Consider the following 13,562-nt stretch of genomic DNA (forward strand, 5'->3'; position numbering starts at 1 on the left):
TAGATCGCGGCCGTTGCGAAGTAGCTAAAGACCGGCAAAAACGACTTAAGTTCCCTAACAAAAACAGTAACTTAGCTAATTGTATACAACCCACACCACTGGTCGGAATTCGATTGTAAGAATATCACTACAACCTCAGGAGCGCGCCGTCATCCTCTTGAGGTTCCCCTATGAAGTTTTCCTCGATTCTCTTGTTGTCCCTTGGCCTGGTAAGTGGCGCAGCCATGGCCGGTGGCACCACCGAAGCCGGTGTAGGCGGCGCATTGGGCGGGGTTCTAGGTTCGGTCGTCGGCCAGCAGATCGGCGGCAATACCGGCTCGGCCATTGGTGCAGCCCTGGGCGGCGCCGGCGGTAGCGCAGTCGGCGCAGACAAACGCAGCCGTGGCGAAGCGGCCATTGGCGGCGCACTGGGCGCGGCGGGCGGCAACGTGGTTGGGCGCAGTGTCGGCGGTAGCACCGGCAGCTTGATCGGCGCAGCAGCAGGCGGTGGCGCAGGCGGCGCACTGGGTAACTATATGGGCAACAAGAGCGATGACGACGACCGTCGCTATCGTGGGCGCGATCGTGATGATCGTCGGTACTACCGTGATGACCACCCTGGTCGCGGCCATGCCTATGGTCATCGCAAGAACAAACATCACAACCGTCACCGGTAAGATTTAGAGAACTCTGCAGAACCCATGTGGGAGCGGGCTTGCTCGCGATGACAGTGTGCCAGTCGCCCAATGTATTGACTGACCGGCCACCATCGCAAGCAAGCCCGCTCCCACATTTGCTTGGGTGGCGTTTGCGAGTTCGGGGTCAGATCACCAACCGCTGCAACGCCTCGCGCAACATTCCCGGAATCGTCACCGGCTGGTTCGTCGCCCGGTCCACAAATACATGCACAAACCGCCCCGCCGCACAGGCCTCATCTTCGCCGGCCTTGAACACCGCCAACTCGTACTGCACTGAACTGTTGCCCAACTTGCCCACCCGCAGGCCGATATCGATATGGTCGGGAAAGGCAATCGAGGCGAAATAGTCGCACGCCGAACTCACCACAAACCCCACCACTTCGCCCTCATGGATATCCAGCCCGCCCTGCTCAATCAGGTAGGTGTTCACCGCCGTGTCGAAGAAGCTGTAATAGGTGACGTTATTCACATGCCCATACACGTCATTGTCGTGCCAGCGCGTAATGATCGGCTGGAAGTGGCGGTAATCGGCACGCTGCGGCATTGAATCGGGCATGGACAAGTCTCGTTGAAATGGATTTACAGGTCGTTCAGATGGGCCTGCGCCCAATCCCGCACCTCGGCATACGGATACCCTTCCAGCACGGCAAACCCTGGAATCCCCCGCGCCTTGAGCTTGGTAAACAACGGCACGCTGATCCCGCATAAAAACCGCGTCAGGCGTTCAGCCCCAGGCAAGCTGCCAGTGTACTGATGATGCCTGTGGATAAAATCCGCGCACAATCCCTGGAAGTTTTTATCCACAAGTGGCGCCAGACCAGGAGGCGACGGCAGATGGGCGACCTGGCCATGGCACACCGAGCAATGCCCGCACTGACGGGGCGCCTCTGCGTCGCCAAAATACTCGGCCAACCGAAACCCCAGGCAGCGCTCGCTGGCGAACAACGCCAGCATCCCATGGATGCGCGCCACTTCCGTGGCTTCGTGCTGCTTGAAGCCTGTGTATAACTCGGCGCTCAAGGCCTGGGGCTCAAACCCGGTATCGAGCAGGCTGTAGACCTCGGTCATCTGCTTGCTCTCCAGTTCAATCAGCCCCGACTCCTGGAAATAGTCCAGCGCCTTGACCACCCGGCCACGCTCGGCCTGGTGCTGTTGATAAAGCGCGTCGAAATCCACGGTAGCCCAACTCCTGGCCCGCTTACACACCTGGATGATTGCGGCGACAAACTGCTGTCGCTCACCGGAAAAACGCGCCAGCAACACCTCCGGCTCCACCAGGTACTTGAAGCGATACTCGGCATAAAACGCATAGCGCGGGGCAATCACCCCCTTGAGTTCCAGTTGCACCAGCAAGGTCTTGAGCGGCAGCTCGCGGATATTGCTCAGCTCCGCCAAGGAGCGCAGCAGAAACTCCCATTGCCCGTCCTCCCGGGCCGCCAGCAGTTCCTCCAGCACCCGCCGGATGCCTTCCTGCTCCGGCGTATCGTCGTACACGAAGTTCTCCAGCACATTGAGGCTGTCGCGGTTGGCCAGCACCAGACACTCGGAAGGCTGACCATCGCGACCGGCCCGCCCGATTTCCTGGCTGTAGTTCTCGATGGATTTGGGCAGGTCGAAATGCACGACGTTGCGGATATCACTCTTGTCGATGCCCATGCCGAAGGCAATGGTCGCGACGATACACGTAGACTGGCCGCCCATGAACCGGCGCTGGATGCCCTCACGCAGATCATGGGGCAAACCTGCGTGATAGGCCTCGGCCGGGATGCCATGGCGATTCAGGTGCTCGGCGATCTGCTCGGCGGTCTTCTGCAAGGTGACATAGACGATGCTTGGCTGGTTGGCCCGCTCGCCCATCCACTCCACCAGGCGCCGGCGCTTGTCTGCGCCGCTGACGGGCTCCACCAGCAGGTTGAGGTTGGGCCGATAGAAGCCAGTGGTGATCACGTCTGTGGCGGCGATGGCGAACTTGGCCTGCATGTCTGCAATCACCTTGGGCGTCGCGGTGGCAGTCAACAGCAGCACCTGGGGGATCTTGAACTGGCGCTGGTAGTCGGGGAGCTTGAGGTAGTCCGGGCGGAAGTTATGGCCCCACTCGGAAATACAGTGCGCCTCATCCACCACCAATAACGAAATCGAAACGCTTTGCAGAAAATTGCGAAAGCGCTCGTTCTTCAGGCGCTCCACGGAAATCATCAGGATCTTCAACTCACCAGAGCGGGCGCGGGCCATTACGTCATTGGCCTGCTCACGGCTTTGCGTCGAATCGATGCTGCCGGCCGAAATGCCATGGCGCTGCAAAAAGCCCAGTTGGTCCTGCATCAACGCCAACAGCGGCGATACCACCAGTGTCAGGTGCGGCAGCAACACGGCAGAGAGCTGGTAACAGAGGGATTTACCGGAACCGGTGGGAAAGATCGCCGCCGCCGAACGACCGGCCAGCACGGCGCTGACAGCCGCTTCCTGGCCAGGGCGAAACTGTGGATAACCAAAGACCTGCTGGAGGGTGTCGTGCATAAGCTGTCACTCCATTGACCGCTGAACAGGCCTAAAACATAGCCCGGTATTTTCAGCGGATCGAGAAAGGTCGCGAAGAAAAGAGAGACAGGATGATACACAGGCTGTGAGGTTGAACCGACAATCTACAGAACACCCCAAAACAAATGTGGGAGCGGGCTTGCCCTAATGCCAGTCAGTTAAGCCTTTTTGTAGGAGCGAGCTTGCTCGCGAAGAACTTGAGAGCGCCGCGTTTACCTAGCAAACACGCGTTATCGTTGACGTCCTTCGCGAGCAAGCTCGCTCCTACAGAAAGCAGAATCCGCTTAACTGACTGGCATTAGGGCTTGCCCGCGATGGCGGTGCCCCAGTCGATACCTCTGTTGACTGTTACACCTCTATCGCGGGCAAGCCCGCTCCCACATTTTCAGACCTTTTCTACCGCTCGATCAGCGGTTTTGCACACGCTCAATGGCTTTGTCATACACCGGGTTGGCCTTCTGTTCCTTGGCCAACTGGTAGTGACGCAGCGCATCGGCAAACTGCCCGGCCGCTTCGTAGATCCGCGCGATGTTGTAGTAGGAACCGGCGCGCACGGTGGCGGCTGTCGGGCCGCTGGCCAGGGCAATCGCCTTGCGGTTGGCCCAGATCGACTCGGCGGTGTTGCCGGCTTTCTGATAGGCCAGGCCGAGGTTGCCGTAGGCTTTGCCGAAGGCATTATCCAGCTCGATCGCCTGACGGAAGTAGTCGATCGCCTGGTCCAGATTACCGGCCTGGTAGGCTGCTTCGCCTTTGAGGTTCAGCTTTTTCGCATCACCCTGGACTGCAGAACTGACCACCACGGCATCCACGGCAACGTTGTCGTTGAGCAGGGGTTTGACTTCGTTGAGCACATCCTTGGCCTCGACCAGCACGCCGGTGAAGGTATTGATGTCCTGGAAGTCGCCGCTGCCGGTCATGCGGAACACGGTCCACAGGTTACCGGTGCGGTTGGCCGGCACGTAGTAGGTGCGGACCAGGGACTGGCCCATGTACACAAACACCTTGGCCTGGCTCTCGGACAGTGCCGTGGAGCCCGTATTGGTGCGGTTGGAGAAGTCATGCACGGCGTACACGTAGCTTTCGCCGTAGTGTTTTTTCTGCAGGGTGATGGTTTCCGGGCCGTAGCTGTCGGTGTCATCCACATCCAGCTCGGCATCGGTGCCGGTCTTGCTGTTGAAGTAGATGTTGTTGCCGGGGAAGATCATGTGGGAGTCGAGATCCGAAGGCGATTGCCCCCAGGTCAGCACCACACGCAGGCCGTCGAGGTTTTCCATCACCGGGCTGATGGCGTAGGTCATGCCTTTGCACGGGCACTTGACCACCAGGTTGGAGTAGCCGGGCTTCTTGATGATCAGCAGGTTGTCAGCGCCATCGGCAACTTCGCTGGTGAGGGTGACCTGGCCCTGGGCATTGGTGCGCCCCACCACATTCTGTGCGCCGTTGCGTTGCAGCAAGACTTCAGCGTCAGCGATTTTCTGGTCCTTGACCACCGCACTGAGTACTTCAATTGGCAACTGCTCGGCCTGGACAGAAAACGCCACTGCACACAATGACATCGCCGAAGCGACACGAAGCAAACCCATGCTTAACTCCCTTTAAGTAGTGGACGGAATCGCCCTACAAGATTTTGCGGTGAAACATACGCTGAATTCAGGTGCTTTGCCGGAATTTTATACAAAATGTGACATGCTTTTGTCCCACCGCTGCGTGGGGGCCTCACAGTCAAACCTCAAGCATCGGAAGCCTCCGTAGGAAATCGCCAAGCCGAGCACCATACGCTTCCCAAATTGCCTCCAGTGCCCATCCAGCCCTCTACAGAATCAGCCAAGCCTGGCCGAAACTAGCGTTCTCGCAACCTTCTCGGCAAAAACACCGTGAACCTGGAAAGGACTCAGTACATCAGCCATTACGGCGTCACGTTCAGCGTGATTCGTTTCACTGTACGGCCCGATAACAAGCAAGCACTTGCCAGCCTTTGCTTGCTAGAGGCAAAGGCCTTTGCGCCAGAGGTTCGCCTGCGCCTACAAAGTCTGTACGAGCGAATGCTCGCCCAAGCTCTTCCGTGCCTCATGACAGTGGTCATTTCAAAACCATTGACCAGAAAACAGGCAGAGAACCTGAACCGCCGCAATAACGTCATCAAAGAAGCTATTTCAGGTGCGGTTGCAGCCCCAATTGGGATCATTTCCAGCAAGGCAGAATCACTGATCGAAAATGCCACCAGCGATTTGATATCCCGCCAGCTCCGCAACTTCCAGCGTGCAGACATCATCATCGGCCTAGAGGCTCGGGTCAGCGGGGGAATTGGCCCCCAGCGCTCAAGCCTCTCATTGCATGTGTACTCAGATGAGCCATAGTCAAATACTCTATCTACAGACGGCGATCTTCTTCGCCTTTTATCTATTACTGCATTACAAAATCACCGACTGCACACTCAGGAAGCGTTTTGCTGTCACGTTTATCGTAAGCGGCTTGATCCTGACATTCTGGCTACCTTACGTGGCTATCATTCTCAGCATTCAACTCCTCCCCCTCGCCCTCTTCTTGATAGGCTTGGCACTGTTTCTCACCCGCAACAAATACCGCCATCACCACGACCATCCCCCTCACCCACTCCTGCGTGCCCCCACCATGAACCTGCCCCCCCACTTCCCCGAAGACCCCGTGATGCAGCAGCTCCTGCAATTGCTGCACGAAGAAATCGGCCTGCCCAAGCACAAAACCGTCCGCCTTAAAACCTCGCTCAACTTCGACCTCGGCTGCGACGGCGCGGAAGCCAGGCAATTTATGGAGGCCCTGGAGCAGGCATTTGATCTCGACCTGGGTGACTATGATGCCTATCGCTACTTCAACCCGCCGGTGTTCGATGTGTTCCTCAAGCACCGCGCCAAAGGCCGGGGAGAAAAGATGCCGCTCACTATCGGCATGCTCTACCTGGCCATCAAGACTCATAGCTGGGATACGCAGACACTGGAAAACCTGAGCTGAAGAACACTGAATCATTAATGTGGGCTTGCTCGCTCCCACATGCCGACCTGCGCCAATCCGGGCCTTTTTGCCGCCCTGCTCTACGCTCATCGAGATTTCCCCGCGCACAAAAAAGCCGCCCACGAGGGGCGGCTTTTTAACAGCTAGCGAATCTTACAACTTCGGACCCGCTGCCTTGATCGCGTCGCTGACTTCAAACTTCTTGAAGTTCTCGACGAACAGGCCGGCCAGGGCCTTGGCTGCTTCGTCGTAGGCAGCCTTGTCAGCCCAGGTGTTACGTGGGTTCAACAGGCCGGTCTCAACGCCCGGTACGGCCAATGGCACGTCGAGGTTGATGGTGTCCAGGTGCTCGGTTTGCGCACCGATCAACGCGCCGCTCTGGATCGCTGCGATCACCGCGCGGGTGGTCGGGATGTTGAAGCGCTTGCCGACACCGTAGCCACCGCCGGTCCAGCCGGTGTTGACCAGGTAGACCTTGGAGCCGAAGCCACGGATGCGCTTGATCAGCAGCTCGGCGTATTCGCCAGCCGGGCGCGGGAAGAACGGCGCGCCGAAGCAAGTGGAGAAGGTCGACTTGATGCCGCTGCCCGAACCCATTTCAGTCGAGCCCACCAGTGCGGTGTAGCCGGACAGGAAGTGGTAGGCCGCCTGTTCTTCGTTGAGGATCGACACCGGTGGCAGCACGCCAGTCAGGTCGCAGGTCAGGAAGATCACGGCGTTTGGCTCGCCGCCCAGGTTCTTCTCGGAACGCTTGGCAACGTGCTCCAGTGGATACGCGGCGCGGCTGTTCTGGGTCAGGCTGACATTGGTGTAGTCGGCGTGCTTGGCATCGTCGATCACCACGTTTTCCAGGACGGCGCCGTGCTTGATGGCTTTCCAGATGACCGGCTCGTTCTTCTCGGACAGGTCGATGCACTTGGCATAGCAACCGCCTTCGATGTTGAACACCACGCCTTCGCCCCAACCGTGTTCGTCGTCGCCGATCAGGTAGCGGCTTTCGTCAGCGGACAGGGTGGTCTTGCCCGTACCGGACAGACCGAAGAACAAGGTCACGTCGCCTTCTTCACCGATGTTGGCAGCGCAGTGCATTGGCAGCACGTCCGCGGCCGGCAGCAGGAAGTTCTGCACCGAGAACATGGCTTTTTTCATCTCGCCGGCGTAACGCATGCCAGCGATCAGGACTTTTTTCTGGGCGAAGTTGAGGATCACGCAACCATCGGAATTGGTGCCGTCACGCTCAGGCACACATTCAAAGTTGGCCACGTTGAGCACTTGCCACTCTTCACGCCCGGCCGGGTTGTACTGGGCCGGGTTGATGAACAGGCAACGACCGAACAGGTTCTGCCAGGCAGTCTGGGTGGTCATTTTCACGGCCAGGTAATGTTCTTCGGCAGAACCTACATGCACGTGGGAAACGAAATGCTCTTGCGCGTTGTTGAAAGCCTCGACGCGAGCCCACAGGGCATCGAACTTGTCGGCCGGGAACTTGCGGTTGATCGGGCCCCAGGCAATGGCGGCCTGGGTAGACGGCTCTTCAACGATGAAACGGTCGACCGGCGAACGACCGGTACGGTGACCGGTTTCAACAACCAGCGCGCCAGTATCGGCAAGCACGCCTTCACCGCGTTGCAGGGCTTCTTTGACCAGATCGTCAACACTCAGATCGGTGTATACGGCGTTATTGGCTTGCGTCATGAGGTTCCCCGTCGGCCTATGGCCGAGTGCTCCAAACGTTTTGTAGTAGAAAGTTGCGCACTACTACCGCGAAAAAAGTGGGCCGGATTATGCCAGAAAAGCCCAAAAAAAGTAGGGCCCTCCCGTCAGAACACCTCTAATCCGGCGTTTGTCAGGTGATTTACCTGTGCTTAAACGTTTTAGTGATGGGTGCCCGAAGGGGTGTCAACGCCAGCGCCAGCGAACAATTGGGCGATATCGGCAGCGTCGAACAGGTAGCGCTGGTTGCAGAACTGGCAGTCGATCTCGATTCTGCCACCGTGCTCCACCGCCAGATTCTGCGCATCTTCCAGGCCCAGGCTCACCAGGGCATTGCCCGAACGCTCGCGCGAGCAACTGCAATGGAAACGCAGCGATTGCGCATCGAACAGGCGCACTTCTTCTTCGTGGTAAAGGCGGTGCAGGATGGTTTCGTTGTCCAGGCCCAGCAGCTCTTCAGCGGTCAGGGTACCGGCCAGGGCCGTGAGGCCGCGCCAGCTTTCTTCGCGCTCATCCTCGTCCTTGATCCGGTCCGCCGGCAGCTGTTGCAACAGCAGGCCACGGGCGCGCTTGCCGTCCGCGTTGAGCCAGAAGCGGGTGCCCACTTGCTGGGACATGACGAAATAGTTGGTGAAGCAGTCAGACAGGGTTTCACCGTCCAGATCGACAATGCCCTGGTAACGCTGGCCAACGGTCGGGTCGATGGTCAACGCCAGCACGCCGTTGGGCATCAGGTCGGCCAGGGTCGCGTCCGCCGGGATCTGGTCTGCGTCATAACGGGCCAGGCCACGGATTTCGCGCTCGCTGGAGCACTCGATCATCAGCATGGGCACCGGGCCTTCGGAGCGGGCCTGGAGAATCAGCAAGCCATCGAACTTCATAGTGCCCACCAGCAACGACGCGGCGGCCATCAGTTCGCCAAGCAACTGCGCGACAGGCTCTGGATAGGGGTGTTTGGCAAGGACCTCGGCATAGCTGCGCTCAAGGGCAACCAGTTCGCCACGGGCGTCGTTGTCGTCAAAGAGGAAACGTTGGGTGAAGTCGGTATCCGGTAGATCAGTCATAGGTCTGGGTATCTGAATTGATGACAAAATGATGACAATGTTTCTAAAATTATGCGCTTTAGCACCAATTTGGTGCGCTTTTATGCCGACAGGTGAAGAGTTTCAGAGCGAAGAGGAAACAGTTTATGAACAATCCGGGTTTGTTCCAAGCCAAGTGGAACCTCGGGCGATTGGCCCTGTGCAATTTACTCGCTCTGGGGCTGCTGTGTTTTTGGCTATGGCCCGCAGGCCAGATGCTTTGCGTGATATTCGACGAATGGCTGTTCCATCTACTCAACGACCCGTTGGCCAGCAACCCGGCCTGGCTGCATGTGTGGGCGGTAGCCAGCCTGCGCCCCTTTGATGCCGTGGTCGGGGTGATCCTGCTGACGCTGCTGATCCGCGGCGAATGGGTGTTCAAGGCGTTTGAAGTGCGCCAGGCGTTTTTCGGTTTTCTCGCGATTCTGCTGTTACTGCTGTTTATCCGCATGCTGTTTTCCAAGCTCGCGGCGCAGATGGGCTGGCAACACAATAGCCCGTCGATGGTGATCAGCGGGGCGATCCATATGAGCGACTACTTCCCTGACCTGGAAAGAACCTGGGAATTGAAGGACCGCTCCAGCCAGAGCTTCCCCGGTGATCACGCCTCAGTGCTGTTGATCTGGGGGATGTTCATGAGCGTGTTTGCCAAGCGGATCGGCCAGGTTGTGCTGATCTGGGGCCTGGCGCTGCTGTTCATGATGCCGCGCCTGGTGGCGGGTGCGCACTGGGGGCAGGACGACTATATCGGTGGCGTACTGCTGGCGCTGTTGGCGCTGGGGTGGGGTTACTGCACGCCGTTTGCGGCGAAGGTTGCGGGTTGGCTGCTACACAGGACCCAACCGGTATTTACAGTGTTGCAACGGGTACCGGTGATCAATCGCCTAAGCGTGATCCGCAACGCCTGAGCCCAGGTGCAGGAGCCTGGCCGGCTCCTGCTGCCCCTTCTCAATCATCATTGCCGCTACCGCGAAACTTGAACAGGTCGCGGCGCTGCTTCTTGCTCGGCTTGCCATCGGTGCTCATGCCCAATGCGCCGGCCTTGCGCATGGCCGCGGCATTTTCGCGCTTGGCGATACTGGCCGGGGTCTCGCTGTACAGTGCCTGCGCTTCGGGAGCGCCGCGACGAACGATGGAAAGCGCCTCCACTACCACCGTTTTCTCATCAAACCCGACACGAATCTGCAACTCGTCGCCAATGCGCGGCTCCTTGCCTGGCTTGCAGCGCTCGCCTCGGCAATGCACCTTGCCACTCTCGATGGCGGCCTTGGCCAAGGCCCGGGTTTTGTAGAAACGTGCGGCCCACAGCCACTTGTCCAACCGGACTTTTTCGTCCTCTTCCTGCTTTTGAGCCACTGGAATTCCTCGCTCTGAAAAATGTCGCAACTTAACAGTCGCCCCCCTACGACGCACAAACGCCAAGGCTCACCTAAGATACGCCAGGTGTCAGGCAGTTTCCCTTCAGCCGTGGTTTTTTATGGCGTGAAGATATCTGTCGCCATTTGGTGAATATTCTGCGTGAATACCGCGAATTCGGCGCCAAGCGCTCGTCAACGTTCCTGGGTTGTCACAATCCATGAGCAGTAGGACGCTAGTGTCGTCTGACGTCGAAATATTTCTGATTGCCGGTTGTTCACATTGAAGACATTTGACCATTTGACCGTTGTCGGTCTGCGTGAGTGGGTGGCACTGCCTGATTTAGGCGTGGCGGGCCTGCGCGCGAAGATCGACACCGGGGCCAGTACCTCCAGCCTGCATGCCACCGAGATCGAGCCTTTTGAGCGTGACGGTGAAAAATGGGTGCGCTTCACAGCGCACCTGGGCAGCGTGGTGCAACTGCGTCACCGGCGCTGCGAAGCGCCGCTGGTGGCGATGAAAACCATTAAAAGCTCCAACGGCCAGGCGCAGGTGCGCTACGTCATCAGCACCACCCTGGCCCTGGGTGATCGGGTATGGCGGGTGGAGTTCACCCTGGCTTGCCGCAAAACCATGCGTTACCGCCTGTTGCTAGGTTCCAAAGCCCTGATCGACGGCCAATTAGTGGTCAACCCGGGGCTCAAGTACGTTCAAGACAAGCCGGTGTTCCCGGTCTCTACTATTGCTGCCACAGGTGTTGCATGAAGATCGCTGTGCTGTCGCGTAACCCGCGTCTGTATTCCACCCGTCGTCTGGTCGAGGCCGGCACCGAACGGGGCCATGAGATGGTGGTGATCGATACGTTGCGCGCCTATATGAACATTGCCAGTCATAAGCCGCAGATCCACTACCGGGGCAAACCACTGGAAGGCTTCGACGCGGTGATCCCGCGCATCGGTGCCTCGGTGACGTTCTACGGCTGCGCGGTACTGCGTCAGTTTGAAATGATGGGAGTGTTTCCGCTCAACGAGTCGGTGGCCATTGCCCGCTCCCGGGACAAGCTGCGCTCCCTGCAATTGCTGTCGCGCCGGGGGATCGGCTTGCCGGTGACCGGCTTTGCCCATTCCCCCGATGACATTCCCGACCTGATCGAAATGGTCAACGGCGCCCCGCTGGTCATCAAGGTGCTGGAAGGTACCCAGGGCATTGGCGTAGTGATGTGTGAAACCGCCACGGCGGCGGAGTCGGTGATCGAGGCGTTCATGGGCCTCAAGCAGAACATCATGGTCCAGGAGTACATCAAGGAAGCCGGCGGTGCCGATATCCGTTGCTTCGTGGTGGGGGACAAGGTGATTGCGGCGATGAAACGCCAGGCCAAGCCAGGGGAGTTTCGCTCCAACCTGCACCGTGGTGGCAGCGCCAGCCTGATCAAGATCACCCCGGAAGAGCGCATGACCGCCCTGCGTGCAGCCAAGGTCATGGGCTTGAGTGTGGCGGGCGTGGATATCCTGCGCTCGAACCACGGGCCACTGGTGATGGAAGTGAACTCGTCACCGGGCCTGGAAGGGATTGAGACCACCACCGGCAAGGACGTGGCCGGGATCATCATTCAGCATCTGGAGAAGAACAGCGGGCCAAACATGACCCGCACCAAGGGCAAGGGCTGAAATACTCTCTTTAAGGCAGCACAAACCCGAGTGGGAGCTGGCTTGCCTGCGATGACTGACTAACATTCAACATCACTGTCAGATTTTTTCGCAGGCAAGCCAACTCCCACATTTGAGTTTTGCAGTGGTTTACACCGCATCCCTTGGCAACATCAGCCCCAACGGCAAGCGCACCCGCGCTTCCAGCCCGCCATCGGCACGGTTGCGCAGTTCGACATTGCCGCCATGCATCGAAGCAATCCGCCGCACAATCGCCAGCCCCAGGCCGGTGCCTTTGCCACCACGGGCACGGTCGCCACGGGTGAACGGGTTGAAAATGCCTTCCAGTTCCGCCGGATCGATCCCGGCGCCACGGTCCATGACACTCAGCACCACGTAAGGCGCGTTGGTGTCACCGGACACATAGGCGGCGACTTCCACCTCGGTGCCCGCGTGATGCAAGGCGTTGCCGATCAGGTTGTTCAGCAGGCGCTTCATCGAGACCCGGCGCAATGCAAAGGGCTGGATCGGCTCCAGGCGCATGCGCACCTGCTCGCCATTCTGGTTATAGGGCGCCACGACCTCGCGCACCAGGTCGGTCAGGTCCACCTCTTCCACCACCTCATCGCGACCATCGCGGATAAACGCCAGGAACTGGTCGAGAATCGCATCCATGTCCTCGATATCACGGACCATGTCATCGGTCAGGTCGGTGTGGTTACCCATCAGTTCCAGGGACAGGCGCAAGCGTGTCAGCGGCGTGCGCAGGTCGTGGGAGACCCCGGCCAGCATCAGCTCGCGTTCACGACCGGCCTGTTCGACATCCTCGGCCATCTGGTTGAACGCGCTGTAGACCTCGGTCATCTCGCTGGGCGTATCGCTGATCGGCAGGCGCACGCTGCGCCCCTGCCCCAGTTGCCTGGCGGCGAACACCAGGCGCTTGAGCGGCTGGTTGAGCTGGCGCACGAAGATCCAGGCCGAGGCGGTGGAAAGCAGGCCGATGGCCAGGAACCAACCGAGTACGTTCCAGATCTTCTGCCCCCGCAACGGGTGCGGATACAACGGAACCTTGATCCAGGCATCGCCCAGGCTCGGCGCGCGCACCCAGAGGGCTGGTGAGACATGCATGCGCAAGCGCACCTCGGTGTCCTCACCCAGTTCAGCCTGCATCTGACGCTGGTAGATCTCACTGTAAGGCCAATGCTGCTCGCCTTCCGGCACGCCAGCCCCATCGACGCGGGTCAACGTCGACGCCTTGGCGACTTTTTCGCGGTTCTCGGGATCCACAGCCCAGTAGCCACGCAATGTCAGCGCAACACCATGGCTGTACTGCCGATCCACCAGCACGTCTTCGTTCATCAACAGGTAAACGAGGGTCAGCGCCTTGGAAAACAGAACGACGATCAGCACCAGCCACAGGGTGCGGGAGAAGAAACTTTGGGGGAACCACAGCGGGGTTTTCATAGAAGACAGCTAGACACCTGGCAAGAGCGAGCCACGCTCGCAGAATTGCAGACGCCGGGCATCCGGCCGACCCCTTGGGGTCAAACGCCAGAATACCC

13 protein-coding genes are annotated in these 13,562 nt (G+C 59.0%); 6 read left to right on the forward strand and 7 right to left on the reverse strand.

The window, feature by feature from the left end:
* The first annotated feature begins 170 nt into the window (after positions 1 to 170).
* Positions 171 to 656, forward strand: a complete 486-nt coding sequence (locus AO268_RS16850; RefSeq protein ID WP_076965053.1) for a glycine zipper domain-containing protein — start codon at positions 171 to 173, stop codon at positions 654 to 656.
* A 145-nt stretch (positions 657 to 801) separates the two neighbouring features.
* On the opposite strand, the gene AO268_RS16855 is transcribed toward AO268_RS16850, so the two are convergent.
* The 3 genes from AO268_RS16855 to AO268_RS16865 all read right to left on the reverse strand — a co-directional run bounded on the left by AO268_RS16855 (position 802) and on the right by AO268_RS16865 (position 4,798).
* Entirely contained in the window at positions 802 to 1,233 is a 432-nt protein-coding gene (locus AO268_RS16855) for an acyl-CoA thioesterase (protein WP_099169319.1), read from the reverse strand.
* 23 nt (positions 1,234 to 1,256) lie between these two features.
* Positions 1,257 to 3,194 carry a RecQ family ATP-dependent DNA helicase gene (locus AO268_RS16860; RefSeq protein WP_099169320.1) on the reverse strand — a complete coding sequence of 646 codons (1,938 nt, stop codon included), beginning with the start codon at positions 3,192 to 3,194 and terminating at the stop codon, positions 1,257 to 1,259.
* A 428-nt stretch (positions 3,195 to 3,622) separates the two neighbouring features.
* Positions 3,623 to 4,798 (reverse strand): tetratricopeptide repeat protein, encoded by a 1,176-nt coding sequence (locus AO268_RS16865; protein WP_099169321.1) that lies wholly within the window; start codon positions 4,796 to 4,798, stop codon positions 3,623 to 3,625.
* Positions 4,799 to 5,089: 291 nt separating this feature from the next.
* On the opposite strand from AO268_RS16865, the gene AO268_RS16870 reads away from it, so the two are divergent.
* A complete protein-coding gene (locus AO268_RS16870) occupies positions 5,090 to 5,572 on the forward strand; it encodes a hypothetical protein (protein ID WP_099169322.1) in 483 nt (160 codons plus the stop codon).
* A 274-nt stretch (positions 5,573 to 5,846) separates the two neighbouring features.
* A complete protein-coding gene (locus AO268_RS33560; protein ID WP_099169323.1) occupies positions 5,847 to 6,203 on the forward strand; it encodes a DUF1493 family protein in 357 nt (118 codons plus the stop codon).
* A 153-nt stretch (positions 6,204 to 6,356) separates the two neighbouring features.
* Here AO268_RS33560 and AO268_RS16880 read toward each other — a convergent pair whose 3' ends face one another.
* Positions 6,357 to 7,898, reverse strand: a complete 1,542-nt coding sequence (locus AO268_RS16880) for a phosphoenolpyruvate carboxykinase (protein ID WP_057437065.1) — start codon at positions 7,896 to 7,898, stop codon at positions 6,357 to 6,359.
* Between the two features lie 179 nt (positions 7,899 to 8,077).
* Entirely contained in the window at positions 8,078 to 8,980 is a 903-nt protein-coding gene (hslO, locus tag AO268_RS16885; RefSeq protein ID WP_057437064.1) for an Hsp33 family molecular chaperone HslO, read from the reverse strand.
* Positions 8,981 to 9,105: 125 nt separating this feature from the next.
* Between hslO and AO268_RS16890 the strand changes: the two genes are divergently transcribed.
* Positions 9,106 to 9,906, forward strand: a complete 801-nt coding sequence (locus AO268_RS16890; RefSeq protein ID WP_076962077.1) for a phosphatase PAP2 family protein — start codon at positions 9,106 to 9,108, stop codon at positions 9,904 to 9,906.
* A 40-nt stretch (positions 9,907 to 9,946) separates the two neighbouring features.
* Here AO268_RS16890 and AO268_RS16895 read toward each other — a convergent pair whose 3' ends face one another.
* Positions 9,947 to 10,354 (reverse strand): RNA-binding S4 domain-containing protein, encoded by a 408-nt coding sequence (locus AO268_RS16895; protein WP_099169324.1) that lies wholly within the window; start codon positions 10,352 to 10,354, stop codon positions 9,947 to 9,949.
* A gap of 282 nt (positions 10,355 to 10,636) precedes the next feature.
* Here AO268_RS16895 and rimB point away from each other — a divergent pair, with 282 nt between their 5' ends.
* On the forward strand, positions 10,637 to 11,119 hold the full coding sequence (gene rimB / locus AO268_RS16900) for a retropepsin-like aspartic endopeptidase RimB (protein WP_029299782.1): 483 nt from the start codon (positions 10,637 to 10,639) through the stop codon (positions 11,117 to 11,119).
* A complete protein-coding gene (rimK, locus tag AO268_RS16905) occupies positions 11,116 to 12,021 on the forward strand; it encodes a 30S ribosomal protein S6--L-glutamate ligase (RefSeq protein WP_010567113.1) in 906 nt (301 codons plus the stop codon). The genes rimB and rimK overlap by 4 nt, the downstream gene beginning before the upstream one ends.
* 129 nt (positions 12,022 to 12,150) lie before the next feature.
* On the opposite strand, the gene AO268_RS16910 is transcribed toward rimK, so the two are convergent.
* The gene (locus AO268_RS16910; RefSeq protein WP_076962076.1) at positions 12,151 to 13,464 is read right to left on the reverse strand and encodes an ATP-binding protein; all 1,314 of its coding nucleotides are present in this window, start codon (positions 13,462 to 13,464) and stop codon (positions 12,151 to 12,153) included.
* Between the last annotated feature and the right edge of the window lie 98 nt (positions 13,465 to 13,562).

This window comes from Pseudomonas sp. ICMP 8385, assembly GCF_002699915.1.
Classification (GTDB): Bacteria; Pseudomonadota; Gammaproteobacteria; order Pseudomonadales; family Pseudomonadaceae; genus Aquipseudomonas; species Aquipseudomonas gessardii.